This is a genomic window from Stutzerimonas kunmingensis, assembly GCF_002929225.1.
Classification (GTDB): Bacteria; Pseudomonadota; Gammaproteobacteria; order Pseudomonadales; family Pseudomonadaceae; genus Stutzerimonas.
The window spans coordinates 335,318-361,056 of the sequence record NZ_PISM01000022.1; the positions used below are offsets into that span (position 1 = coordinate 335,318).

Here is a 25,739-nt window from a genome sequence, read left to right on the forward strand (position 1 = left end):
TAAACTACGACTCACCGAGGCGATGGTAGGGCGAAATGGAACAGCACTCCGAGGGCTTGAAGGTCATGGTGATCGACGATTCGAAAACGATTCGTCGCACTGCTGAAACCCTGCTGAAGAAAGTAGGTTGCGATGTCATCACCGCTGTGGACGGTTTCGATGCGCTCGCCAAGATTGCGGATACTCATCCCCGCATCATCTTTGTCGATATTATGATGCCCAGGCTGGACGGTTATCAGACCTGTGCGTTGATCAAGAACAACAGTTCCTTCAAGTCGACGCCGGTGATCATGCTGTCTTCCAAAGATGGCCTGTTCGACAAGGCCAAAGGGCGTATTGTCGGATCCGATCAATACCTCACCAAGCCGTTCAGCAAAGAAGAGCTGCTCGGTGCGATCAAGGCGCATGTCCCTGATTTCGCACCGGTGGAGCAAGCATCCTGAAGTTCGGCATTGTTTGCCGCTGAAGCCTTCCTATGGAGAAATCATGGCTCGCGTTCTGATTGTTGATGATTCGCCGACCGAAATGTACAAGCTCACCGCCATGCTTGAGAAGAATGGCCATGTGGTGCTTAAAGCAGAGAATGGCGCTGACGGCGTCGCGCTGGCTCGTCAGGAAAAGCCGGATGCCGTGTTGATGGATATTGTCATGCCTGGGCTGAATGGTTTTCAGGCTACGCGTCAACTGACCAAAGATTCTGAAACCAGTCACATTCCGGTGATCATCGTCACCACCAAGGATCAGGAAACCGATAAGGTCTGGGGCAAACGCCAAGGCGCCAAGGATTACCTGACCAAGCCGGTGGACGAAGCCACATTGCTAAAGACCCTGAATGCCGTTCTGGCGGGCTGACGCCGCGGTAGCCAACACTCGGACAAAGGGACGTGGCCAGCATGCCTGACATGCAAACGCCGTTTCAGCAGTTGCTGGAGCTAGATAAACGTTGCCGCACGTACGCGGCAGGCCTGCCTTCTCAGCAGGAAGCCGTACAAACCTGGGGAGGGATCGGCTTTCGGATGGGGGGGCGCTTGTTCGTCGCTCCAATGGGGGAGGTTGGCGAAATCCTGCATGAGCCGCGCTATACGTTGCTTCCCGGCGTCAAGAGTTGGGTAAAGGGCGTGGCGAACGTGCGCGGCAGATTGTTGCCTGTGATGGACCTTTGTGGGTATTTCGGGCTTGAGCTTTCGGCACTGCGCAAGCAGCGCAGGGTGCTGGTGGTGGATCACCAGGAAGTGTTCGCCGGACTGACTGTTGATGAAGTCTTCGGCATGCAGCATTTCGCGGTGGAAACCTTCTCGGAGGAGTTGCCTCCGATCGAGGCATCGATTCAGCCATTCATTCATGGTGTGTTCCAGCGCGAGCAGCCCTGGCTGGTCTTCAGCCCGCACGCGTTGGCTACGCATCAGGCGTTTCTGGACGTCGCGTTTTAGTTGTAGGTGGGTCGACCAAGGTCGGCCTTTTGGTTCTTGGATGGAAACGACGGGGGTCCAGGCGGGGGCCGGATAATGATCAAAATGAATGCTAATGCTTTGTTGAGCGGGGTGCGCAGCAATACGCTGACCACCGGTTTGTTTATCGTGCTGATCGTATCGATCGTGCTGCTGTTCGCGAACTTCGCGTACGTCAACACTCAGGCTGATCACGATAACGAATACATCGCTCACGCAGGAGAGCTGCGCGTACTGTCCCAGCAGATCGCCAAGGATGCCGTGGAAGCGGCGACCGGCACGCAGGAGGCGTTCGCGTCTCTGAAGCAGGCCCGGAACGAGTTCAACCAGCGCTGGGCCTATCTCTCGCAAGGAAAGGAGAACATCGGTCTGCCGGCGGTTCCCGAATCGTTGCGCGATGAAGTCCACGCGGTGGAGCAGGACTGGAACACGCTGCGTCGCGATACCGACGCCATCCTGGCCAGTGAGCAGACTGTCCTGTCGCTCCACCAGGTAGCCAGCACCCTCGCCGAAACCATTCCTCAGCTCCAGGTCGAGTACGAGGAGGTCGTCGACATCCTGCTGGAAAGTGGTGCGCCAGCAGCTCAGGTTTCGGTTGCCCAGCGCCAGTCGCTGCTGGCCGAGCGTATCCTCGGTTCGGTGAACAAGGTGCTGTCCGGTGACCAGGACTCGGTACAGGCGGCCGATATGTTCGGTCGTGATGCCAGTCTGTTCGGTCGAGTCCTGAATGCGATGATCGAAGGCAACGTCGCCATGGGCATCACTGCGGTGGCCGACGAAGAGGCGCTGGATCGTCTCTCGGAGATCGCTGAGCTCTTCCAGTTCGTATCCGGATCGGTGGATGAAATTCTCGAAACGTCGCCTGAACTGTTCCAGGTACGCGAGTCGGCGAACAGCATCTTCGAGGTTTCGCAGACCCTGCTCGACAAGACCTCCGCGCTGTCGCAAGGCTTGCAGGATCGCGCCGATGCCCGATATCTCAACACCGTCCTTGGTTATATGCTGGGCGCTATCGCGCTGGCCTCGATCATCCTGATTGGTCTGGTAATGGTTCAGGAAGCACGCCGCCGCCTGAGCGAAACCGCTGAGAAGAACGAGCGTAACCAGGCTGCGATTCTGCGACTGCTCGATGAAATCGGCGACCTCGCAGACGGTGACCTGACGGTGGCCGCGACCGTTACCGAAGACTTCACCGGTGCGATTGCCGACTCGATCAACTACTCCATCGACCAGCTGCGCGAACTGGTAGCCACCATCAACCAGACCGCTGTTCAGGTATCAGGCGCTGCGCAGGAAACCCAGGCGACTGCAATGCACCTCGCCGAGGCCTCCGAACACCAGGCCCAGGAAATTGCCGGTGCTTCTGCTGCAATCAACGAAATGGCGGTTTCCATTGACCAGGTATCGGCCAACGCCGCGGAATCCTCGGCGGTAGCAGAACGTTCGGTAGCCATTGCCAACAAGGGCAACGAGGTGGTGCACAACACCATCACCGGCATGGACAACATTCGCGAGCAGATCCAGGACACGTCCAAGCGGATCAAGCGTCTCGGTGAGTCGTCCCAGGAGATCGGTGACATCGTTAGCCTGATTAACGACATTGCCGACCAGACCAACATCCTTGCACTCAACGCGGCGATCCAGGCATCCATGGCGGGCGATGCAGGCCGCGGCTTCGCCGTGGTAGCGGACGAAGTACAGCGCCTGGCTGAACGCTCTTCCGCGGCGACTAAGCAGATCGAGGCACTGGTAAAGACCATTCAGACCGACACCAACGAGGCGGTCATCTCGATGGAACAGACCACCTCCGAAGTGGTGCGCGGTGCGCGTCTGGCGCAGGACGCCGGTGTGGCACTGGAAGAGATCGAGAAGGTATCGAAGACGCTTGCGGCGCTGATCCAGAACATCTCCAACGCGGCACGTCAGCAGGCTTCTTCGGCCGGCCACATCTCCAACACCATGAACGTGATCCAGGAGATCACCTCGCAGACCTCGTCGGGTACCACCGCTACGGCCAAGAGCATCGGTAATTTGGCCAAGATGGCCAACGAGATGCGCCATTCCGTTTCCGGCTTTACCCTGCCGGATGCTCCGGATCAGGCCTGACTTGAGCAGTGCGGCAGTCATCTGATGGCTGCCGCCGATGATCATGAGCGAGGGGCAGGGCATGCAGCCGAGGTTTGACTGGGCATTGGAGCCCTTGGCCGATATGTCGCCGGCGGAATTCCATGACTGGCAGACGCTCCTCGAAGAGCGCTCCGGCATGGTCGTCAGCGAACGCAGGCGCAGCTTCCTGCAGACCAATCTGAGCGCTCGCATGCGCGAGGTCGGTGCTCCCGACTATGCCAGCTACTATCGGCAGGTCACCTCCGGCCCCCGTGGTGCTGTCGAGTGGTCGACCCTCATGGACAGGCTGACCGTTCAGGAAACACGTTTCTTCCGTCATCCCGCTTCTTTTGATCTGCTCGAAACCTACTTGCGCCAGCGTCCGGAGCAGGAGTCGATCAAGCGACCCCTGGCGCTGTGGAGCGTGGGTTGCGCAAGTGGTGAAGAGACGTACTCGCTAGCCATGGCCACCGCCGAGGCGCTGGCGGGACGCGAATTCGACGGCAGCTTCGGGGTCACCGGTACGGATATCAGTCTGAGCGCGCTGGCCAAGTCCCGAACAGCGATCTATAGCGCGCGCAAGCTGGGGCAGGTCGAACCGGCGTTGCGTGAGCGTTATTTCCTGTCGCTATCCGATGGTCGTTTTCAAGTGATTCCCGGCCTGGCCGCACGTGTGTGCTTTGCAAGGCTCAATGTGCTGGAACTGGCGAACTCGCCCGTTTCCAGCATGGACGTTATTTTCTGTCAGAACCTGCTGATCTATTTCCGCCGCTGGCGTCGCCGAGAAATCCTCAATCGCCTGGCAGATTGCCTGGCTCCGGGGGGATTGTTGGTGATCGGTGTAGGTGAAGTGGTCGGTTGGCAGCATCCGGGATTGCTTCCGGTGGCCAACGATCAGGTTCTGGCTTTTACCCGGAAAAGTTTATGAGCGGAGTCGCTATGGGTGATCGGCACGATTATGTCGCCCTGGAGTGGGTGAAAGGCGAGATTGCCGAGACGCTTAAGCAGGCGCGTCAGGCTCTGGAGGCGTTCGTCGAGAACCCACAGGACTCGACCCGGATGCGCTTTTGCCTGACCTATGTGCATCAGGTCCACGGCACTCTGCAGATGGTGGAGTTCTTCGGCGCAGCATTGCTCGCCGAGGAAATGGAGCAGCTGGCGCGGGCCCTGCTCGACGAGCGGGTGGCCAATCAGGGCGAGGCGCTCGAGGTGATGATGCAGGCCATCCTGCAGCTGCCTGCCTATCTGGACCGCATTCAGAGTGCGCGCCGCGACCTGCCGATGGTGGTGCTGCCGCTGCTTAACGATCTGCGCGCCGCTCGCGGTGAAAAGCTGCTTTCTGAAACCAGCCTATTTTCACCCGACCTGTCCGGACGCATGCCGGCGCTTTCCCAGGAGTCGGTCGAGCGTCTGCGTACGACCGAGCTGCCGGCCCTGCTGCGCAAGCTGCGCCAGATGCTGCAGGTTGCGCTGGTTGGGGTGATTCGCAACCAGGACCTGCCGACCAATCTCGGCTACATGGCGCGGGTATTCGCCCGCCTGGAAATGCTCTGCAAAGATGCACCACTGGCGGCGCTATGGCAGATCGCCTCGGGCATGGTCGAAGGTCTGGCCAGTGGCGGCGTGAGCAACGGCACCTCCGTCCGCACCTTGTTGCGACAGGTAGACAAGCAGCTCAAGCGGTTGGTCGAGGAAGGCGCTGATGGCCTAAATCAGGCTGCGCCCGATGAGCTGATCAAGAACCTGCTCTTCTACGTCGCGAAGGCGCCGGGGCAGACGCCCCGTATCCAGGCGTTAAAGCAGCTTTACCGCCTCGACGAAGCGCTGCCGGACAGCGCCGTGGTCGATCAGGAGCGTGCTCAGCTGGCTGGTCCCGACCGTGGCGCGATGCGCTCGGTGGTCGCTGCCCTTTGTGAAGAGCTGGTGCGGGTAAAGGACAGCCTGGACCTGTTCGTGCGCAGCGATCGCAAGGTCATTGCCGAGCTGTCCAGCCTTGAGGTCCCGCTCAAGCAGATCGCCGATACCTTGGCAGTGCTCGGCTTCGCTCAACCGCGCAAGATCATTCTCGATCAGATCGTCCTCGTCCAGTCCGTAGCGCAGGGGCAGCAGGCGCCCGACGACGCCATCCTGATGGATATCGCCGGTGCGTTGCTCTATGTCGAGGCTACGCTGGCCGGCATGGTCGGCGGTCCCGCGGAGGAGCGCAGCGAAGCAAGCCACCTGCCGACCACCGATGTTGCCCAGATTCACCAGTTGGTCATTCGCGAAGCGCGTAACGGGCTGGAGCAGGCCAAGGACGCAATCATCGAATTCATTGCCTCGCAATGGAACCACGAGCATCTGGCCCGGGTGCCGGATCTGCTCACTCAGGTTCGCGGCGGCCTGGCGATGATTCCCCTGGAGCGTGCTGCGTCCCTGCTGCAAGCCTGCAATGGCTACATCCAGGATCAGCTTCTGGCGCGACAGGCCGTGCCGGACTGGCAGAGCCTGGATACCCTGGCTGACGCGATCACCAGCGTCGAGTATTACCTCGAGCGACTGTCCGAGGATTGCGGCACCCAGGGCGATCTGATTCTGGATGTGGCCGAAGAAAGCCTGCAGAACCTCGGCTACTCGCTGGGACATGCAAATGCTCCGATGAAGGTCGCGGCGCTCGAGAACGAATTCGCCGATCCGCTGGACGAGATCGAAGTGCTGCCTGAGGAGCCGAACGCAAGTCTGGATGCATTCGACTCCGTTGCGGTCGACCAGGAAGAATCTCCGGCACCGATGGACCCTGATTTCTTGAGCGAGGCGCAAGCGCCACTCGAGAGCCATGATGCGGAGATCGCGGCGGAGGCCAAGGAAAGCGAGTGGACGCTGGAAGACCTGCCCGGCGATGAAGAAATAATTTTCAACCTGCCAGAAGAGATGCCGGCGTCCGAAACGCCTCCAGACTCACTTGAAGATGAGTCGGACCTGAGCGAATGGAGCGATGCGCAGGTCGCCGAGCTCGATCTTCCGGAAGTGAGCCTGCCAGATTATTCCGAACCTGAAAGCCTGAAGGTCGAAGTCGAGCCTGTACTCAGCCTTGAGGAAGTCATGGCGGCGCCGGTCGCAGCCATCAACCCGCCTGCTCAGGATGTACCGCCTAGCCTCCTGCCGCCTCCTGCCGACGAAGAACCGGTCGACGAGGACCTGCTGGAAGTCTTCATCGAGGAAGCGGCAGAAGTTCTGGAGGCGATTGGCGAGCAGTTACCACTCTGGCTTGCCGACAGTGACAACAAGGATGCCCTGGGCGAAGTGCGACGTGCATTCCACACGCTCAAGGGCAGTGGGCGGATGGTGCGTGCACTGGTCATCGGCGAGTTGGCGTGGTCCATCGAGAATCTGCTCAATCGTGTACTCGATCGCAGCATCCAGCCGACCGACGCGGTGAGGCAGGTCGTGTGCGATGTCGTTGCACTCATGCCAGCCCTCGTCGATGAGTTCGCGGCCAAGGCCCAGCGCCAGCGTGATGACCTCGATCACCTTGCGGCAGCAGCGCATGCCCTGGCCAAGGGGCAGTCAGTGGTGCTTTCGCAGCCTGCCGAGACGCCTGCTGCGATTGCGGACGAGCCTGCCCCGTCCGCGGCGGCGCAAGACGATGACGACGCACTGGACCCCCAGTTGCTGGAAATTTTTCGCAACGAAGCCGAATCGCATCTGACCACGCTGGTCAGTTTTCTCGCCGATTGCGCCCAGCGCCTGCCGCAGCCGGTGACCGATGCGCTGCAACGTGCCTTGCACACGCTCAAGGGTAGTGCGCACATGGCCGGCATCCTGCCGGTGGCGGAAATCGCAACGCCTCTGGAGAAGATGGTCAAGGAATTCAAGACCAACCTGATCCAGATGGATCTGGCCGAAGCCGAGCTGCTGCATGAGGCCGAGCTGTTGTTACGTCAGGGGCTGGCCAATCTCGATCACGAACCGTTGGCGCCGATAGAAGGCGCCCCGGAGTTCCTGGCCAAGGTGCACGCCCTGCATCAGGCCAGATTGGTCGAAGCCGGCGCCCGCCAGCATAACGATGCTGGTGAGGCCCGCGATCCGAGCGTGATCGCGCTGTTCCTCTCTGAAGGCATGGACATCCTGCTGGATGCCGAAGATTTGCTGCGCAGCTGGCGCGAGCATCCTGCCGAGCGTCAGGAACTCTCCGCTCTGCTGCAGGAGCTGACCACGCTCGGACAGGGCGCGAAGATGGCCGACCTGCCGCAGATGGAAGCGTTGTGCCAGGTGCTGCTGCGTTTGTACGCGGTGGTTGAGGAGGGGCGACTGGCTGTTAGCGAGCGCTTCTTCGACGACGTCGAGCAGGGCCATGAAGCGCTGGTCGGCATGATGGATCAGGTAGCTGCCGCGCTGCAGGTGAGTGAGCAGTCGGAGTTGGTGGCGCGGCTCGAAGCACTGCTCGCCGAAGCCATTGATCCATTGGTTCTGGAGCAGCCGGGCGACCCCGTGCCGGTTGCTGCTCCTGGCGAGATTTCGCTGACAGAATTGCCCGCCGAAGCCGAAGCCGAAGCCGAAGCCGAAGCCGAAGCCGAAGCCGAAGCCGAAGCCGAAGCCGAAGCCGAAGCCTGGCCCGAAGAACAAGCCCCGCAAGACGAGGCGCAGGACGATCTCGATCACGAAATGGTTGAGATCTTTCTCGACGAAGCCGTCGACCTGATGGAAAGCGCCGGCCATGCGCTGGATCGCTGGCTCGCTGATCCGGCGAACCAGATGGCGCTCTCGGCTCTGCTGCGCGACCTTCACACACTCAAGGGCGGCGCCCGGATGGCAGCAATCCGTCCGATCGGCGACCTGGCCCATGAGCTGGAGTCGCTTTACGAGGGGCTCTCCGACGGTCGCTACGTCCATTCCGCCCCGCTTGCAGCGCTGTTGCAGCGTAGCCACGATCATCTGGCGCTGCAGCTCGAGCAGCTGCAGCGTGAGACGCCGATGAGCAGTGCTGATGCACTCATCGAGTCGATGAAAGCCTTCCGTCAGGGGGCTCTGCCGGCATTCGACGGCGTTGATTCGACTGATGCTTCCCTACTCGAGGCGGATGCGGGTCCTGACCTGATCCGACCGGAGAACGATTCTGCGCAATCGCTGGATGAGCCGCTGAGCGCCGATGCGTTTGATTTGCCGCTGATCGATGTCGATGAGACTTCTGCCGAGGCGGATGAAGGCGACAACGAAACTGCAGCGGACGATAGCCGCGCTTCGGATATCCCGTTCAGCGAAGAGTTGGATGAGATCGACCTCAGCCTTCCCGAGCTGGATGAGGTGCCGGAAGCGTTCGAAGCTGTGCCGGCCGCCGAGGAGCACGACACAGTCGAGCGCGATCCCGAATTAGTGGAGATCTTCCTCGAGGAGGGTTTCGACCTCATCGAGAGCGCTGCGGGTGGTTTGCAACGCTGGATGGCGGATGTCGACAACAGCTTCGAACTCGAGGCATTGCAGCGCGATCTGCATACCCTCAAGGGCGGGGCCCGGATGGCCGATATCCGTGAAATCGGTGATCTCTCCCACGAACTCGAGTTTCTTTACGAAGGCCTGTGCGCCGGTAGCTACCGGGCCAGCCCGGAATTGTTCGGCCTTCTGCAGGCCTGCCAGGACCGCCTGGCGGAAATGCTCGAGGCGGTGCGGGCCCATCAACCGGTGCCATCGGGCGATGCGCTGATCGAGACGATTCGCCACTTTCGCAACAACCCCGATGAGCAACTGAGCATTCCCAGCAGCGTGTCGCTGAAGGCCGCTCAGGAAGATGCGCAGCAGTCTGCCGAAGCCGAAATTCTCGACATCTTTGTCGAGGAAGCTGACGACCTTCTGGAGGAAATGGAATCAGCGCTCGGTCGCTGGGATGCCGGCCGTGAGGATGCCGCTCCGTTGGCTGACATGCTCCGTGTGCTGCACACGCTGAAAGGCGGTGCGCGGCTGGCTGGGCAGACCGCACTGGGCAACATGGCCCACGATCTGGAGCAGCGGTTGAGCGAGGCGCAGCAGCAGGGCGCCCCCTGGCCGGATAGCCTGTTTCTCGATGTGCAGCACGGCTACGACGCGCTGCTGAAGGATGTCGAGTTGCTTCGGGCGGGCCTGGCGAGCGACGGAGGCGACGCTTCGCAACCTGAGTCGCCGGAGCTCGAGCCAGAGTTGCCGCGCGAGCCGGTGGCTCTGGAACAACCGATCGTCGCGGCCAGTACCTTGCCGAAGCCGAGTACCAGCCCGGCTAAGGTGCTGCCATTCATTCGACGCGCACAGCTGGCCGCTCAGGAAGCCGCTGCGCGGCGGGCACCGCAGGAGCTGGTCAAGGTTCCCGCAGAACTGCTGGAGGGTCTGGTCAACCTGGCGGGCGAAACATCGATCTTCCGCGGTCGAGTCGAGCAGCAGGTCAGCGACGTCGGCTTCACCCTTGGCGAGATGGAAGCGACCATCGAGCGGGTGCGCGACCAGCTGCGCCGATTGGATACCGAAACCCAGGCGCAGATTCTCAGCCGTTACCAGGCTGAAGCCGAGTGCGCCGGCTATGACGATTTCGACCCGCTGGAAATGGACCGCCATTCGCAGCTGCAACAGCTTTCGCGTGCACTGTTCGAGTCAGCGTCTGACTTGCTCGATCTGAAGGAAACCCTGGCTGCGCGTAATCGCGACGCTGAAACGCTGCTGCTGCAGCAGGCTCGGGTCAATACCGAGCTACAGGAAGGACTCATGCGTACCCGCATGGTTCCTTTCGAGCGCTTGGTGCCGCGCCTGCGCAGAATCGTGCGGCAGGTCGCTGGCGAGCTCGGCAAACAGGTCGAGTTCATGGTCGGCAACGCCACCGGTGAGATGGACCGCAGTGTGCTTGAGCGAATCGTTGCGCCGCTGGAGCACATGCTGCGCAACGCCGTCGATCACGGTATCGAGCCGGTCGAGCGTCGTCGTGCTGCCGGCAAGCCCGAGCAGGGCGTGATACGCCTGGATCTGGCCCGTGAGGGTGGCGATATCGTGCTGACGCTGTCGGACGACGGTGGTGGCATCAATCTGGACGCGGTGCGGCGCAAGGCTATCGAACGCGGGCTGATGTCCGCCGATAGCGACCTGTCCGAGCATGAAATCCTGCAGTTCATCCTCGAAGCTGGGTTCTCCACCGCGGAGCGCGTCACGCAGATCTCCGGACGCGGCGTGGGCATGGACGTGGTGCACTCGGAAGTGAAGCAGCTCGGCGGGTCGATGAGCATCGAGTCGACGCTCGGTCAGGGCACGCGCTTCCTGATTCGCCTGCCGTTCACAGTGTCGGTGAACCGCGCGCTGATGGTTTATTCCGGTGAGGATCTGTATGCGATCCCGCTGAATACCATCGAAGGTATCGTGCGTGTCTCGCCATACGAGCTGGAAGCTTATTACCAGCCGGATGCGCCGCGCTTCGAATATGCCGGTCAGGCTTACGAGCTGCGTTATCTTGGCGATCTCTTGAACAACGGCCAGAAGCCCAAGCTGGTGGGACAGAGCCTGCCGCTGCCGGTGATCCTGGTGCGCTCGAAAGAACACAGCGTTGCGGTACAGGTCGACAGCCTCGCCGGTTCTCGTGAAATCGTGGTGAAGAGCCTCGGGCTGCAGTTCGCCGGCGTACATGGCATTTCCGGCGCGACCATCCTCGGCGATGGCCGGGTCGTGGTGATTCTGGACCTGCTGGCGACCATCCGTGTGCTCCATGCGCACCAGCTCATTCAGCTGCAACAGCCGCGCCTTATCGATCAGGTGCAGGAGCCGGTCGAGGTCGAAACCGAACGGCCGACGCTGGTCATGGTGGTTGACGATTCGGTCACCGTGCGCAAAGTCACCAGTCGTCTGCTGGAGCGCAATGGCATGAACGTTCTGACCGCCAAGGACGGGGTGGATGCCATCACTCAGCTGCAGGAGCGCAAGCCGGACATCATGCTGCTGGATATCGAGATGCCGCGCATGGACGGCTTCGAGGTGGCCACGCTGGTTCGCCACGACGAGCGTTTGAAGGATCTGCCGATCATCATGATCACCTCGCGTACCGGCGAGAAGCACCGTGATCGCGCGCTGACCATCGGCGTTAACGAATACCTTGGCAAGCCCTATCAGGAATCGGTGTTGCTCGAGGCCATTCAGCGCTTGGTTCACGCCGATGTCTGACGTTCTCTGCGCCCGCATTGCGGTACTCGCCGACACCTCTCTGCAGCGTCACGTGCTGCAGCAGGCTTTGACCGGCAGTGGCTATCAGGTGGTATTGAACAATGACCCGGCGCGCCTCGAGCCGGCAGACCTGGATAGCACCGAGGCCGATCTCTGGCTGGTCGATCTGGCGCAGACCGAAGATTCGCCTCTTGTGGATGCGTTGCTTGAGCGCGACACCACGCGGGTGCTGTTCGGTGAGGGGCATGCGCCGGAGCGGCATTCGGAGTTCTACCCACGTTGGGAGCGCAGCCTGTTCAGCAAGCTGAAGCGCCTGATCGGTGACCCGTCACGGGCAGTGGGGCCGCGTCTGGACGTACTGCAGGGTGAAGGACAACGCCCCGAGCGCCTGACGCTACCGCCGCTGCTGGCTGATAGCGCGCTGCATGCCGGTGAAGCGGCGACCCAGGTATGGCTGCTGGCGGCTTCGCTCGGTGGGCCGGAAGCCGTGAAGGCCTTCCTGGACGCGCTGCCTGGCGGCCTGCCAGTCGGTTTCATCTATGCCCAGCATATCGAAGCCAGCTTCGAGTCCGCGTTGTCCCAGGCCGTGGGCCGACATAGTCAGTGGCAAGTTCAACAGGTGCGCCCCGGCCAGCCGGTGCGCTGCGGAGAAGTGATCATCGCGCCGATCGGAGAGGAACTCGGGTTCGAGTCCGATGGCAGCACCCGCCTGAACGGTCGTTGCTGGCCTGAGCCGTACAGCCCGTCGATCGACCAGATGATGCTGAATCTGGCCCAGCAGTTCGGCCAGCGTTGCGGTGTCATTGCCTTCAGTGGCATGGGCAGCGACGGCAGTGCGGCGGCCGCATATGTGCTGCGTCAGGGTGGCAGGGTCTGGACGCAGCGCGCCGACTCCTGTGCCTGCTCAAGTATGCCGGACAATCTTCGCGAAGGTGGCTACAGCTCCTACAGCGGTGACCCTCGCGAGCTGGCGCAAGCCTTGGTCAATCATCTGGTCAGCCAGGTCGGTACGCCCGCCACGTCTTTTCAACGGGATAACTCATGAGTCAAATGGTCGTTTCTCCGGAGGCGGAAAGCCTCACCGGGCTGCTGATGCCGCTCGCCGATCGCGTATTGCTGGTGCCCAACGTGGCCGTCGCCGAGCTGATTCCCTATCGCGCTCCGCAATCGGTGCAGGGCATGCCCGCATGGTTTCTCGGGCAGGTGCAGTGGCGTGACCTGAGCCTACCACTGCTGTCGTTCGAGGCCGCGTCCAGCGGCCAGGCACAACCGGTTGGCAGTTCGGCGAGGGTTGCCGTGCTCAACGCGGTTGGTGGGCGCGACCACGTCAAGTTCATCGCGCTGCTGGTGCAGGGCATCCCGCACTCGATCAAGGTCGACGCCAGCCTCGCGCGTGCGGATGTCACGCTTGCCCCGCTCGAACTGGATGCGGTCAACCTTGGCGACGTGCAGCCGCGAATCCCCGATCTGATCGGTCTGGAGCAGAAGCTCGCCGATGCTGGCCTGATCTGATCGAGGCCGCCACCCGGTACGTCGTCAGAAATCGCCCCAGAGCTGCTGTGCCACGCTCAGCGCCACCACCGGAGCGGTCTCGGTGCGCAGCACTCGCGGGCCGAGTCGAGCAGGCTGAAACCCTTGATTGGCCGCTTGTTCGACTTCGCTCCCGCTCAAGCCTCCTTCCGGACCGATCAGGAAAGCCAGTGTCTGCGGTCTGGCATGGCTCGTCAGCGGCGCCGCCACTGGATGCAGCACGAGCTTCAGGTCTGCCTCGACAGGCAACCAGTCACGCAGGCTGATTGGCGGGTGGATGACCGGCAGCACCGACCGGCCGCATTGCTCGCAGGCGCTGATCGCGATCTGCCGCCAATGGGCCAGACGTTTGTCGGCACGCTCATCGTTGAGGCGCACTTCGCAACGCTCGCTGATGATGGGCGTGATCTGCGTTACGCCTAGCTCGGTGGCCTTCTGAATGGCCCAATCCATCCGTTCACCGCGGGAAAGACCCTGCCCGAGGTGGATCTGTAGAGGTGACTCTGGCATCCCCGTCAGGCGTTCGTGCAGTTCGACGGTGACGGACTTCTTGCCGACTTCCAGCAGTTCGCCGCGAAATTCACTGCCGCTGCCATCGAACAGCTGAACCGCGCTGCCGGCCGAAAGCCGCAGCACCCGGCTTATGTAGTGGGCCGATGCGTCAGGCAGTGGGTGCTGGCCAAGGGAAAGGGGGGCGTCGATGAAAAAACGGGATAGGCGCATGGAGGCAGCTGCAGGCGGCGAGTTGGAAGCGGCAAGTCTAAAGCATCGGCAACCTGGCTCGCAGGCTGCCGATGCTTCTCATCAGCCCGGGTCTCTGAAGCCCGGATAGAGGCCAGTCGCTACCGAGGCCCTGGATGCATCTCGGGTGGCGATGTCGATCCCCTCGGTGGCGACTGCCGCGAGAAAGTCGATCTGTTCCTCGGTGATGCAATAGGGCGGCAGGAAATACACCACGCTACCGAGCGGGCGCAACAGTGCGCCGCGCTCCAGCGCATGCTGGTAGACCTTCAGGCCGCGGCGCTCTTGCCAGGGATAGGCCGTGCGGCTGGCCTTGTCCTGAACCATCTCGATGGCCAGCGCCATGCCGGTCTGGCGGACCTCGGCCACGTGCGGATGCTCGACCAGGTGCGCGGTGGCGCTCGCCATGCGCGCGGCCAGCGCCTTGTTCGCCTCGATGACATTGTCCTCGGCGAAGATATCCAGCGTCGCCAGTGCCGCGGCGCAGGCCAGTGGGTTGCCGGTGTAGGTGTGCGAATGGAGGAAGGCGCGCAGCGTCGAATAGTCGTCGTAGAACGCCCGGTACATCTGGTCGGTGGTGAGCACTGCGGCCATCGGCAGATAGCCGCCGGTCAAGGCTTTGGACAGGCAAAGGAAGTCTGGCGTGATGTCAGCCTGCTCGCAGGCGAACATGCTGCCGGTGCGGCCGAAGCCGACCGCGATCTCGTCGTGGATCAGGTGGACTTGGTAGCGGTCGCAGGCCTCGCGCAGCAGCTTCAGATATACCGGGTGGTACATGCGCATGCCGCCGGCGCCCTGGATCAGCGGTTCGACGATGACCGCGGCGATGTCCTGGTGGTGTTCGGCCAGGGTCTGTTCCATGTGCGCGAACATCTGCCGCGAATGCTCTTCCCAGCTCACGCCCTCGGGACGCAGGTAGCAGTCCGGGCTCGGCACCTTGAAGGTATCCAGTAGCAGCGGCTTATAGGTGTCAGTGAAGAGGGCGACGTCGCCCACCGACATGGCGGCAACGGTTTCGCCGTGATAGCTGTTGGTCAGGGTGACGAAGCGCTGCTTCTGCCCGCGTCCGCTGTTGCGCCAGTAGTGGAAGCTCATCTTCAGCGCCACTTCGATACCGGTCGAGCCGTTGTCGGTATAGAAGACCCGGTCCAGCCCGGCCGGCGTCAGTGCGACGAGCCGCTCCGACAGCTCCACCACCGGCTGATGGCTGAAGCCGGCCAGCATCACGTGCTCGAGCTGGTCGACCTGATCCTTGATGCGCTGATTGATGCGCGGATTGGCATGGCCGAACACGTTGACCCACCAGGAGCTGACCGCATCCAGGTAGCGCTTGCCGTCGAAATCCTCCAACCAGACGCCTTCGCCGCGACGAATCGGAATCAGCGGCAGCTGTTCGTGATCTTTCATCTGGGTGCAGGGATGCCAGAGTACGGCAAGGTCGCGTTGCATCCAGCTGTCGTTCAGGCTCATCGTTACTCCTCCGCAATGAGTCGCGAAGCCTAGCAGAAGCGCTTGGGCATGACTTGATGCGATCGGTAATCGATTTACTCGATGTTTCAAAGCGAAAAAATGCGCTCTATTCCGATAGGTAACCGGCTAGGCTTCTAGGCCTGAATTTGAAGGAAGATTCGATGCACTGGCGTAACACCTCAACGAACTATGGGCTGACCAGCATTGCCTTGCACTGGTTGGTGGCCATCGCCGTATTCGGCCTGTTCGGCCTGGGCTTCTGGATGGTTGGGCTGAATTACTACAGCAGCTGGTATCGCACCGCGCCGGATCTGCACAAGAGCATTGGCATCGTGCTGTTTATGGTCATGCTGCTGCGGGTGCTCTGGCGTTTCGTCAGCCCTGCGCCGGCGCCGCTGGCCAGCCAGGGGCGGCTGACCCGGATCGCGGCCAGGCTCGGTCACAGCCTGCTGTACCTCGGCCTGTTCCTGGTGATGATCTCGGGTTACCTGATCTCTACCGCCGATGGCCGGCCGATCAGCGTGTTCGGCCTGTTCGAGGTGCCGGCGCTGATCACTTCCATTCCCGATCAGGCCGACAGTGCCGGGTTGGTTCACGAATACGCTGCCTGGGCGCTGGTGATCTTCGCCGTGGTACACGCCCTGGCCGCGCTCAAGCACCACTTCATCGACCGTGACGCGACACTCAAGCGCATGCTCGGTCGTGCTGCCGGTTAATCACCCCCGATAGGAGAATCCATCGATGCTCAAGAAAACCCTCGCCGCACTGGTCCTCGGTTCCGCACTGGTCGGCGGCCAGGCATTCGCTGCCGACTACGCCATCGACAAGCAGGGCCAGCACGCCTTCGTCAACTTCAAGATCAGCCACCTCGGCTACAGCTGGCTGTGGGGCACGTTCAAGGATTTCGATGGCGGCTTCAGTTTCGATGCGGACAAGCCGGAGGCGAGCAAGGTTAACGTCACGCTGAAGACCGCCAGCGTCGACACCAACCACGCCGAGCGCGACAAGCACCTGCGCAGCGACGATTTCCTCAACGTTGACAAGCACCCGACAGCGACCTTCGAGTCGACTTCGGTGAAGTCCACCGGCGACGGCACCGCTGACATCACCGGCAACCTGACGCTCAACGGCGTGACGAAGCCGGTGGTGATCGCCGCCAAGTTCATCGGCGAGGGCGATGATCCCTGGGGTGGCTACCGTGCCGGTTTCGAGGGCAGTACCACACTGACGCTCAAGGACTTCGACATCAAGATGGACCTTGGGCCGGCGTCGCAAACGGTCGATCTGATCATCTCGGTCGAAGGTGTGCGCAAGTAAGCGCACCCGTGGAACCCGAACGCCGGCATCTTGCCGGCGTTCTGCGTTTGCCAGGATATGTATCGGCGCTTCTTGCGTGTCGAATGGGTCTATGACGCACCTTTTGCAACATTTGTAGCAGGCCCGACGAGTCTTTTCAGGTTTACAGACAGTCATGGATGTAAGTATATTTCGGTCCATTCCGCTCTTCGCGTCTGCGGCGCGCTGTTGCCCATTCCCGCCTGCCAGGTTTTCAAGAGGTCTAACCATGCCAATCAAGTCAGCCAATGCTGCCCTGATCTCCATTCTCGCCGTGGCTGTGTTCCTCGCAGGCTGCGAGGAACAGGATGCTCCACCCCCCCAGGAGGCTCCACGGGTCGGCATCGTCACCCTGCAGGCTGAACCCTTATCGCTGACCACCGAGCTGCCGGGGCGTACCCGCGCCTACCGCATCGCCGAGGTGCGCCCGCAGGTCAACGGCATCATCCAGAAGCGCCTGTTCACCGAAGGCAGCGACGTCAAGGCCGGGCAACAGCTCTATCAGATCGATCCGTCGGTGTACGAGGCCACGCTGAAGAGTGCTCAGGCGAGCGTCGCTTCCAGCAAGTCGCTGGCCGACCGCTACGCCGACTTGGTCAAGGATCAGGCCGTCAGCAAGCAGGCCTATGACGAGGCGCGGGCCGCCAGCCTGCAGGCCGAAGCGGAGCTGGAGCGCGCGCGGATCGATGTGCGCTACACCAAGGTGCTGGCACCCATTTCCGGCCGCATCGGCCGTTCCGCCGTCACCGAGGGGGCGCTGGTCAGCAATGGCCAGGCGCAGGAGCTGGCGACCATTCAGCAGCTTGACCCGATCTACGTCGACGTGACCCAGCCGGCCCGTGATCTGCTCGCCTTGCGTCGCGACCTGGAAGAGGGCCGCCTGCAGAAGGCCGGCGAGAATGCCGCCAAGGTGACCCTGACGCTGGAAGACGGCAGCGCCTACCCCCATGAAGGCAAGCTTGAATTCAGCGAGGTCACGGTAGATTCCGGCACCGGTTCGGTGACCCTGCGGGCGGTGCTGCCCAATCCCGACAAGGTACTGCTGCCCGGCATGTTCGTGCATGCGCAACTGGTGGCGGGCCTGAAGAGCGAGGCGATCCTGGTGCCGCAGCAGGGCGTGACCCGCAATTCCAAGGGCGAGCCCACGGCAATGGTGGTCAATGCCGAGAACAAGGTCGAACTGCGCACGATCAAGACCGAGCGCACGATCGGCAATCGCTGGCTGGTGGGTGAGGGGCTGCAACCGGGCGATCGGGTGATCACCGAGGGGCTGCAGTTCATCCAGCCGGGCGTCGAGGTCGATGCCGTTCCGGCGACCAATGTCGACAATATTGGGGTGCCTGCCGGGCCCCAAGGCCAAGAAGGCTGAGGGGTTCCTAGTTCATGTCCAGATTCTTTATCGACCGGCCGATCTTCGCCTGGGTGATTGCCCTGGTGATCATGCTGGCTGGCGGCCTTTCCATCCTCAATCTGCCGGTCAACCAGTACCCCAGCATCGCGCCACCGGCGATCGGCATTCAGGTCACCTACCCGGGCGCCTCGGCGCAGACGGTGCAAGACACCGTGGTGCAGGTCATCGAGCAGCAGCTCAACGGCATCGACGGGCTGCGCTACATCAGCTCGGCGAGCAACTCCGACGGCAGCATGGAAATCACCGTGACCTTCAACCAGGGGGTCAATCCGGACATCGCCCAGGTGCAGGTGCAGAACAAGCTGCAGCTGGCCACGCCGCTGCTGCCGCAGGAGGTCCAGCAGCAGGGCATCCGCGTGACCAAGTCGGTGCGAAACTTCCTGATGGTGGTTGGGGTGGTTTCCAGTGATGGCAGCATGACCCAGAGCGACCTGGCCGACTACATCGTCTCCAACATCCAGGACCCGTTGTCGCGCACCAGCGGCGTCGGTGACTTCCAGGTCTTCGGTTCGCAATATGCGATGCGCATCTGGCTGGACCCGGGCAAGCTGAACAATTTCCAGCTGACCCCAATGGACGTGAGCAATGCCATTCGCGAGCAGAACGTGCAGATTTCCTCGGGGCAGTTCGGTGCGCTGCCGTCGGTTCCGGGACAGCAGCTGAGCGCGACCATTATCGGCAAGACCCGTCTGCAGACGCCCGAGCAGTTCCGTGAAATCCTGCTCAAGGTCAACAGCGACGGCTCCCAGGTGCGCCTGAAGGACGTCGGCCGGGTCGAGCTCGGCGCCGAGCGCACGGCCATCACCGCCCAGTACAACGGCAATCCCGCCGCCGGCATCGGTATCAAGCTGGCCACCGGCGCCAATGCGCTGGACACCGCCAAGGCGATACGCCAGACGCTGGCCGAGCTGCAGCCGTTCTTCCCGCCGGGCGTGGAAGTGGTATATCCCTACGACACCTCGCCGGTGGTGGCGACCTCGATCAACAACGTGGTGCACACGCTGTTCGAGGCCATCGTGCTGGTGTTCCTGGTGATGTACCTGTTCCTGCAGAACTTCCGCGCGACCCTGATCCCGACGCTGGCGGTTCCCGTGGTACTGCTGGGCACCTTCGGCCTGCTGGCCGCGTTCGGCTTCAGCATCAATACGCTGACCATGTTCGCCATGGTCTTGGCCATCGGCCTACTGGTGGACGACGCCATCGTGGTGGTGGAGAACGTCGAGCGGGTGATGGCCGAGGAAGGGCTGTCGCCGGTGGAGGCCACACGCAAGTCCATGGGGCAGATCCAAGGCGCGCTGGTGGGCATCGGCCTGGTGCTCTCGGCGGTGTTCGTGCCGATGGCGTTCTTCGGCGGTTCGACCGGTATCATCTATCGCCAGTTCTCCATCACCATCGCCTCGGCGATGGGGCTGTCGGTACTGGTGGCGCTGATCTTTACCCCGGCGTTGTGCGCCACCATGCTCAAGGCCAGCGATGGCGAGCATCAGCAGAAGCGCGGTTTCTTCGGCTGGTTCAACCGCACCTTCGACCGCGGCGTGCATCGCTACGAGCGGGGTGTGGCCGGGGTGCTCAAGCGCAAGCTGCCGTTCCTGTTGATCTACTTGGTGATCGTCGCGGCCATGGCGTTGCTGTTCACCCGCCTGCCCGGCGCTTTCCTGCCGGACGAGGACCAGGGTGTGCTGTTCGCCCAGATACAGACGCCGGCTGGTTCCACCGCCGAGCGGACCCAGCAGACCGTGGACGCCATGCGCAAGTACCTGCTGGACGAGGAAAGCGACGTGGTCAATTCGGTGTTCACCGTGACTGGCTTCAACTTCGCCGGGCGTGGACAGAACTCGGCCATGGCCTTCATCGGGCTCAAGCCATGGGACGAGCGTACCGCGGCCGGCACCAGCGTCTTCGATCTGGCGCAACGTGCGCAGGAGCGCTTCTTCCAGTTCCGCGACGCGCAGGTGTTCGCCTTCGCGCCACCGGCGGTCATGGAGCTGGGCAACGCCACCGGCTTCAACTTCTACCTGCAGGACCAGGCGGGCCTCGGCCATGAAACCCTGATGCAGGCACGTAACCAGTTCCTCGGGCTGGCGGCGCAGAGTCCGCTGCTGCAGGCCGTGCGACCCAACGGGCTGAACGACGAACCGCAGTACCAGTTGCTGATCGACGACGAGAAGGCCCGTGCGCTGGGTGTTTCGCTGGGCGAGATCAACAACGCGCTGGCGATCGGCTGGGGCTCCAGCTACGTCAACGACTTCATCGACCGTGGCCGGGTGAAGAAGGTGTACATGCAGGGCGACGCGCCCGCGCGCATGACGCCCGAGGACCTGGACAAGTGGTTCGTGCGCAACGCTCAGGGCGAAATGGTGCCGTTCAGCGCCTTCGGCAGCGGTGAATGGGTCTATGGCTCGCCGAAGCTCGCGCGTTACAACGGCGTGCCGGGGATGGAGATTCTCGGCGAGCCGGCGGCCGGCTACAGCACCGGCGACGCCATGGCCGAGGTCGAGCGCCTGGCGCAGCAGCTGCCGCCTGGGATCGGCGTGTCGTGGACCGGGCTTTCCTTCGAGGAGCTCCTCTCCGGCGGCCAGGCGCCGGCGCTCTACGCGCTCTCGCTGCTGGTGGTGTTCCTCTGCCTGGCGGCGCTGTACGAGAGCTGGTCGATTCCCTTCGCGGTGATGCTGGTGGTGCCGTTGGGCGTCATCGGCGCCGTACTGGCGACCACCGGCCGTGGCCTGACCAACGACGTGTTCTTCCAGGTCGGCCTGCTGACCACCATCGGTCTGACGGCGAAGAACGCCATTCTGATTGTCGAGTTCGCCAAGGATCTGTACCGCGACGGCATGGGTCTGTTCGAGGCGACGGTGCAGGCTTGCCGCATGCGCCTGCGTCCGATCATCATGACCTCGCTGGCCTTCACTCTCGGCGTGGTGCCGCTGGCCATGGCCAGCGGCGCCGGCGCAGGCAGTTCGCACGCCATCGGTACCGGCGTGATCGGCGGGATGGTCACCGCCACCGTGCTGGTGATCTTCTGGGTGCCGCTGTTCTTCGTGCTGGTGACGTCGATTTCCAGTCGCAAGTCCGCGGTGAATGAAGACGCCAAGGGAGATGCCCAGTGAACAAGTCCTTGTTGAGTCTGGCCTTGCTGGCGGCCCTGAGCGGCTGTTCGCTGATACCCGACTACCAGCGGCCGCAGAGTCCGGTCGCCGATGCCTGGCCCGAGGGGGCGGCCTATGCCGCAGGCGCGGCGCAGGCGCAGCGCGAACTGGGCTGGCGCGAATTCTTTAGCGACCCGGCGCTGCAGCAACTGATCGAGGTAGCGCTGGAGAACAACCGCGACCTGCGCGTGGCGGCGCTGAATGTCGACGCCTATCGCGCGCTGTACCGCATCCAGCGTGCCGATCTGCTGCCGGCGGTGAGTGCCGACGGTGCGGGGACGCGCAGCCGCACTCCTGGCGATTTGAACATGAGTGGCGAGCCGGCCATCAGCAGCCAGTACAGCGCCACCTTCGGCGTGTCCTGGGAGCTGGACCTGTTCGGTCGTCTGCGCAGTCTGCGCGACCAGGCGCTGGAAGAGTTCTTCGCCAGCGAGGCCGCACAGCGCAGCACCCAGATCAGTCTGATCGCCAGTGTCGCCAATGCCTGGCTGACCTTGCAGGCCGATCAGGCTTTGCTGCAGGTCACTCGCGATACGCTCAAGACCTATGAAGAGAGTTTTGGTCTGACCCAGCGCAGTTTCGACGTCGGGGTCGCTTCGGCGCTGGAGCTGCGTCAGGCGCGCAGCGCCGTCGACAGTGCGCGGGTGAACATCGAGCAGTACACTCGCCTGGTAGCGCAGGACCGCAATGCGCTGACGCTGTTGCTGGGGCAGAGCCTGCCGGCCGAGCTGCCATCGGGTGACGGTCTCGAACGTACCCAGCTGGCAACGTTGCCGGTCGGGTTGCCCTCCGATCTGCTTCAGCAACGCCCGGATATTCTTCAGGCCGAGTATCAGCTGCGCGCGATCAACGCCAGCATCGGCGCGGCGCGGGCGGCGTTCTTTCCGCGCATCAGCCTGACCGGCGCTGCGGGTTCGGCGAGCAGCGAGCTGTCCGGGCTGTTCGATGGCGGCTCCGGTTACTGGAGCTTCTCGCCGAGCATCAGCGTGCCGATCTTCAATGCCGGCCAGCTGCGGGCCAACCTGGACTACGCCCAGATCAGCAAGAACATCCAGGTCGCGCAATACGAGAAGGCGATCCAGACCGCCTTCCGCGAAGTGGCCGACGGACTGGCGGCTCAGGCTACCTACACGCGGCAGGTGCAGGCACAGCGTGATCTGCTGCAGACCAGCGAGGACTACTACAACCTCGCCGAGCGCCGCTATCGCACGGGCATCGACAGCTACCTGACCGTGCTCGATGCGCAGCGCCAGCTGTTCAGCGTGCAGCAGCAGCTGATCTCCGATCGCCTGGCGCAGATGACCAGCGAGGTCAATCTGTTCAAGGCGCTGGGCGGCGGCTGGCAGGAGGCGGCGCAGGCGCAGCCAGCAGAAGGTTGAGGCGATGCGGTGGCCGGTTACGATACACCAGCACCGATAACACGCAGATACGAAACGCCGCCCATCGGGCGGCGTTTTCGTTTGTGGCTCAGACTTCGCGGTTGCGTGTCAGCAGGGCCGGTTTCTCACCCCGTGGACGGGTTGGCAGCTGCTCGAGCTGATCCAGGCTGGGCAGGCGATCGATCTTCGATTCCTTGTGGATGATCACTGGCTGCTTTTCACGCGGCTTGGCGGCTTCCTGACGCGCGACAGCCGGCTCTTCGATCCGTCGACCCTCGTTCTTGCGCCGTGGCTGGCCGTTGCGCGGCTGACCGTTGCGCGCCGCCTGGCCTTGGCCCGTACCCGGACGTTTGCCCTTGCCGGCGGGAGCACCAGCAGCGCCAGGGCGTGCGGCTCCGGCGGCACGTGGCGCGGCACCAGCCGAAGCCGGAGCCGGAGCACCAGGGCGCCGGCCGCGGTTCTGCTTGTTCTGATACGGGCTGACGTAGTCGACGCGATTGCCGAAGTTGTCCACTTCGTCATCGAGAAACTCGTCCGGAGCACGGTTTGGCGGCAGCTGCGGAGGTCGAGCAGCGGTTTGCGCTTCACTGGCGGCTCCATCGCGAGCAGGCTTGCGCGCCTTGCTCTGGCTGCGGCGGTTGCGTTCCTTCTGCTCGGCGCCTTTCTCTGCCGGCTTTTCGCGCTCAGCGCGTGCCTTGCGTTCGCCACGTTGCGGACGCGGCTGGCGCGGTTCGCGCACCTCCGGTTTCTCCGCCTCGATGGCGCTGGCATCGAAGCCCATCAGGTCGCCTTCGGGAATGCGCTGCTTGGTCATGCGCTCGATGCCCTTGAGCAGCTTTTCCTCGTCCGGCGCGACCAGCGAAATGGCTTCACCACTGCGCCCGGCACGGCCAGTACGGCCTATGCGGTGCACGTAGTCTTCCTCGACATTGGGCAGCTCGAAGTTGACCACATGCGGCAGCTGGTCGATGTCCAGGCCGCGGGCGGCGATATCGGTGGCCACCAGGATGCGCACCTGGTTGGCCTTGAAGTCGGCCAGAGCCTTGGTGCGGGCGTTCTGGCTCTTGTTGCCATGGATCGCGGCAGCCGGCAGGCCATGCTTCTCCAGATACTCGGCCAGGCGGTTGGCGCCGTGCTTGGTACGGGTGAAGACCAGCACCTGCTCCCAGGCGCCCTGGGTGATCAGGTGGGCGAGCAGGGCGCGCTTGTGGCTGGCGGCGACGCGGAACACGCGCTGCTCGATGCGCTCGACGGTGGTGTTCGGCGGGGTGACCTCGATGCGCTCCGGGTTGTGCAGCAGCTTGGCGGCGAGGTCGGTGATGTCCTTGGAGAAGGTTGCCGAGAACAGCAGGTTCTGGCGTTTGGCCGGCAGCTTGGCCAGGACCTTCTTGACGTCATGGATGAAGCCCATGTCGAGCATGCGGTCGGCTTCGTCGAGGACGAGGATTTCCACGTGCGACAGATCGATGGCTTTCTGGTTGGCCAGGTCGAGCAGGCGACCAGGGCAGGCGACCAGCACGTCGAGACCCTTGGCAACCGCCTGGATCTGCGGGTTCATGCCGACGCCACCGAAGATGCAGGTGCTCTTCAGGGGCAGATCGCGGGCGTAGATCTTGAAACTGTCGTGAACCTGGGCGGCGAGCTCGCGGGTCGGTGTCAGCACCAGCACGCGCGGCTGTTTCGGGCCGTAGCGGTGTTCACGATCCGGGTGACCACCCGGAAACAGCAGTTCGAGTACCGGCAGGGCGAAACCGCCTGTCTTACCGGTTCCGGTCTGGGCGGCGACCATCAGGTCGCGGCCTTGCAACACGGCGGGAATGGCCCGCTGTTGCACGGGAGTAGGCTGGGTGTAACCGGCGGCCTCGACGGCACCGGCCAAAGCCTCGGAGAGACCGAGGGAAGCAAAGGACATGAGTAATCCTGTCTTGTTAGGGGCGAGGCCCTGGGATGATCATGCCTGGCTCGAATCGCGACTGGCGTGCGATCCCGTCCGGTCCTGCCGCGGGTCATATATGGCGGCATCCGGGCGTAAGCCTGGCGGAAGCGCGGAGTATAACAGAGCCTGTTAACGCCGCATTGCTCTGACAGTGTCGCAGGTCACGGGTTCATTAGCCAGCTCCGTATTTCTACGGAGCCGGTTGGTGCTCAGCGTGACAGCCCGAGGTTGTTCCAGATCGCCAGGCTCGGCTCGGCCTGGTTCAGCGTGTAGAAGTGCAGGCCGGGCGCACCGCCGGCCAGCAGCTTCTCGCACATCTCGGTGATAACCTGCTCGCCGAAGGCCTGGATGCTCTGCATGTCGTCGCCATAGCTTTCGAGCTGCTTGCGCACCCAACGCGGAATCTCCGCACCGCAGGCATCGGAGAAGCGTGCCAGCTTGCTGTAGTTGGTGATCGGCATGATGCCGGGCACCACCGGGGTTTCCACTCCGAGTTTGCGCACGCGCTCGACAAAGTAGAAGTAGCAGTCGGCATTGAAGAAGTACTGGGTGATGGCACTGTCGGCGCCGGCCCTGGCCTTGCGCACGAAGTTGGTCAGGTCGTCTTCGAAGTTGCGCGCCTGCGGATGCATTTCCGGGTAGGCGGCGATTTCGATGTGGAAGTGATCGCCGGTCTCGCTGCGGATGAATTCCACCAGCTCGTTGGCGTAGCGCAGCTCGCCGCTGGCCATGCCCATGCCGGAGGGCAGGTCGCCGCGAAGGGCGACGATGCGCTTGATGCCGGCATCCTTGTAGAGGTTCAGCAGTTCGCGCAGCTCGGCTTTGCTGTCGCCGACGCAGGACAGGTGCGGTGCGGTCGGCACCTTTACCTCGCCGTCGAGCTGCAGCACGGTGTTGAGCGTGCGGTCACGGGTCGAGCCACCGGCACCGTAAGTGCAGGAGAAGAAATCGGGTTGGTAGCCGGCCAGCTGGCGAGCCACGTTCAGCAGTTTTTCGTGCCCGGCTTCGGTCTTGGTGGGAAAGAACTCGAAGCTGATGGATGGGCGGTTCAAAGCGGTCATTCGGTTATTCCTTGGGCTGCAGGCTGCTGGCGAC

The 25,739-nt window shown here is 62.8% G+C and carries 17 protein-coding genes; 13 read left to right on the plus strand and 4 right to left on the minus strand.

The annotated features are described in order from the left end of the window. The first annotated feature begins 35 nt into the window (after window positions 1–35). From pilG to CW305_RS20865, 8 genes are all read left to right on the plus strand, one after another. A complete protein-coding gene (gene pilG, locus CW305_RS20830) occupies window positions 36–443 on the plus strand; it encodes a twitching motility response regulator PilG (protein WP_003282729.1) in 408 nt (135 codons plus the stop codon). A 43-nt stretch (window positions 444–486) separates the two neighbouring features. Continuing rightward, entirely contained in the window at window positions 487–852 is a 366-nt protein-coding gene (gene pilH / locus CW305_RS20835; protein ID WP_003303135.1) for a twitching motility response regulator PilH, read from the plus strand. 41 nt (window positions 853–893) lie between these two features. Beyond that, entirely contained in the window at window positions 894–1,430 is a 537-nt protein-coding gene (locus CW305_RS20840; RefSeq protein ID WP_023446068.1) for a chemotaxis protein CheW, read from the plus strand. 75 nt (window positions 1,431–1,505) lie between these two features. Continuing rightward, window positions 1,506–3,554: a methyl-accepting chemotaxis protein gene (locus CW305_RS20845; protein WP_104098845.1), complete on the plus strand. Its 2,049-nt coding sequence runs from the start codon at window positions 1,506–1,508 to the stop codon at window positions 3,552–3,554. Between the two features lie 61 nt (window positions 3,555–3,615). Beyond that, a complete protein-coding gene (locus CW305_RS20850) occupies window positions 3,616–4,482 on the plus strand; it encodes a CheR family methyltransferase (protein WP_104099122.1) in 867 nt (288 codons plus the stop codon). Between the two features lie 11 nt (window positions 4,483–4,493). Further along, window positions 4,494–11,696: an Hpt domain-containing protein gene (locus tag CW305_RS20855; RefSeq protein ID WP_104098846.1), complete on the plus strand. Its 7,203-nt coding sequence runs from the start codon at window positions 4,494–4,496 to the stop codon at window positions 11,694–11,696. Continuing rightward, window positions 11,689–12,741, plus strand: coding sequence for a chemotaxis protein CheB (locus CW305_RS20860; protein ID WP_023446065.1), 1,053 nt, complete (start codon window positions 11,689–11,691; stop codon window positions 12,739–12,741). The genes CW305_RS20855 and CW305_RS20860 overlap by 8 nt, the downstream gene beginning before the upstream one ends. Beyond that, window positions 12,738–13,208 (plus strand): chemotaxis protein CheW, encoded by a 471-nt coding sequence (locus CW305_RS20865; protein WP_104098847.1) that lies wholly within the window; start codon window positions 12,738–12,740, stop codon window positions 13,206–13,208. Before CW305_RS20860 ends, CW305_RS20865 begins: the two co-directional genes overlap by 4 nt. A 24-nt stretch (window positions 13,209–13,232) precedes the next feature. Here CW305_RS20865 and CW305_RS20870 read toward each other — a convergent pair whose 3' ends face one another. Together CW305_RS20870 and CW305_RS20875 are read right to left on the minus strand one after the other, a co-directional pair. Beyond that, the gene (locus CW305_RS20870; RefSeq protein WP_104098848.1) at window positions 13,233–13,949 is read right to left on the minus strand and encodes a 16S rRNA (uracil(1498)-N(3))-methyltransferase; all 717 of its coding nucleotides are present in this window, start codon (window positions 13,947–13,949) and stop codon (window positions 13,233–13,235) included. Between the two features lie 81 nt (window positions 13,950–14,030). Beyond that, on the minus strand, window positions 14,031–15,437 hold the full coding sequence (locus CW305_RS20875; protein ID WP_104098849.1) for an adenosylmethionine--8-amino-7-oxononanoate transaminase: 1,407 nt from the start codon (window positions 15,435–15,437) through the stop codon (window positions 14,031–14,033). Between the two features lie 161 nt (window positions 15,438–15,598). On the opposite strand from CW305_RS20875, the gene CW305_RS20880 reads away from it, so the two are divergent. The 5 genes from CW305_RS20880 (at window position 15,599) to adeC (ending at window position 22,708) form a co-directional block, all read left to right on the plus strand. Then, the gene (locus tag CW305_RS20880; protein WP_014818760.1) at window positions 15,599–16,153 is read left to right on the plus strand and encodes a cytochrome b; all 555 of its coding nucleotides are present in this window, start codon (window positions 15,599–15,601) and stop codon (window positions 16,151–16,153) included. A gap of 25 nt (window positions 16,154–16,178) precedes the next feature. Continuing rightward, window positions 16,179–16,754, plus strand: a complete 576-nt coding sequence (locus CW305_RS20885) for a YceI family protein (RefSeq protein WP_104098850.1) — start codon at window positions 16,179–16,181, stop codon at window positions 16,752–16,754. Between the two features lie 247 nt (window positions 16,755–17,001). Next, the gene (locus tag CW305_RS20890) at window positions 17,002–18,141 is read left to right on the plus strand and encodes an efflux RND transporter periplasmic adaptor subunit (RefSeq protein WP_003303119.1); all 1,140 of its coding nucleotides are present in this window, start codon (window positions 17,002–17,004) and stop codon (window positions 18,139–18,141) included. Window positions 18,142–18,155: 14 nt separating this feature from the next. Then, window positions 18,156–21,290: an efflux RND transporter permease subunit gene (locus tag CW305_RS20895; RefSeq protein ID WP_104098851.1), complete on the plus strand. Its 3,135-nt coding sequence runs from the start codon at window positions 18,156–18,158 to the stop codon at window positions 21,288–21,290. Continuing rightward, a complete protein-coding gene (gene adeC / locus CW305_RS20900) occupies window positions 21,287–22,708 on the plus strand; it encodes an AdeC/AdeK/OprM family multidrug efflux complex outer membrane factor (protein ID WP_104098852.1) in 1,422 nt (473 codons plus the stop codon). The genes CW305_RS20895 and adeC overlap by 4 nt, the downstream gene beginning before the upstream one ends. An 88-nt stretch (window positions 22,709–22,796) precedes the next feature. Here adeC and rhlE2 read toward each other — a convergent pair whose 3' ends face one another. Both rhlE2 and metF read right to left on the minus strand, forming a co-directional pair. Continuing rightward, window positions 22,797–24,620, minus strand: coding sequence for an RNA helicase RhlE2 (gene rhlE2, locus CW305_RS20905; RefSeq protein WP_104098853.1), 1,824 nt, complete (start codon window positions 24,618–24,620; stop codon window positions 22,797–22,799). A gap of 233 nt (window positions 24,621–24,853) precedes the next feature. Next, window positions 24,854–25,705, minus strand: a complete 852-nt coding sequence (metF, locus tag CW305_RS20910; RefSeq protein ID WP_014818765.1) for a methylenetetrahydrofolate reductase [NAD(P)H] — start codon at window positions 25,703–25,705, stop codon at window positions 24,854–24,856. Window positions 25,706–25,739 lie beyond the last annotated feature (34 nt).

Coding starts and splice junctions, on each gene's coding strand:
- pilG (WP_003282729.1), top strand. CDS start 36: ATGGAACAGCACTCCGAGGGCTTGAAGGTCATGGTGATCGACGATTCG.
- pilH (WP_003303135.1), top strand. CDS start 487: ATGGCTCGCGTTCTGATTGTTGATGATTCGCCGACCGAAATGTACAAG.
- CW305_RS20840 (WP_023446068.1), top strand. CDS start 894: ATGCCTGACATGCAAACGCCGTTTCAGCAGTTGCTGGAGCTAGATAAA.
- CW305_RS20845 (WP_104098845.1), top strand. CDS start 1,506: ATGATCAAAATGAATGCTAATGCTTTGTTGAGCGGGGTGCGCAGCAAT.
- CW305_RS20850 (WP_104099122.1), top strand. CDS start 3,616: ATGCAGCCGAGGTTTGACTGGGCATTGGAGCCCTTGGCCGATATGTCG.
- CW305_RS20855 (WP_104098846.1), top strand. CDS start 4,494: ATGGGTGATCGGCACGATTATGTCGCCCTGGAGTGGGTGAAAGGCGAG.
- CW305_RS20860 (WP_023446065.1), top strand. CDS start 11,689: ATGTCTGACGTTCTCTGCGCCCGCATTGCGGTACTCGCCGACACCTCT.
- CW305_RS20865 (WP_104098847.1), top strand. CDS start 12,738: ATGAGTCAAATGGTCGTTTCTCCGGAGGCGGAAAGCCTCACCGGGCTG.
- CW305_RS20870 (WP_104098848.1), bottom strand. CDS start 13,949: ATGCGCCTATCCCGTTTTTTCATCGACGCCCCCCTTTCCCTTGGCCAG.
- CW305_RS20875 (WP_104098849.1), bottom strand. CDS start 15,437: ATGAGCCTGAACGACAGCTGGATGCAACGCGACCTTGCCGTACTCTGG.
- CW305_RS20880 (WP_014818760.1), top strand. CDS start 15,599: ATGCACTGGCGTAACACCTCAACGAACTATGGGCTGACCAGCATTGCC.
- CW305_RS20885 (WP_104098850.1), top strand. CDS start 16,179: ATGCTCAAGAAAACCCTCGCCGCACTGGTCCTCGGTTCCGCACTGGTC.
- CW305_RS20890 (WP_003303119.1), top strand. CDS start 17,002: ATGCCAATCAAGTCAGCCAATGCTGCCCTGATCTCCATTCTCGCCGTG.
- CW305_RS20895 (WP_104098851.1), top strand. CDS start 18,156: ATGTCCAGATTCTTTATCGACCGGCCGATCTTCGCCTGGGTGATTGCC.
- rhlE2 (WP_104098853.1), bottom strand. CDS start 24,620: ATGTCCTTTGCTTCCCTCGGTCTCTCCGAGGCTTTGGCCGGTGCCGTC.
- metF (WP_014818765.1), bottom strand. CDS start 25,705: ATGACCGCTTTGAACCGCCCATCCATCAGCTTCGAGTTCTTTCCCACC.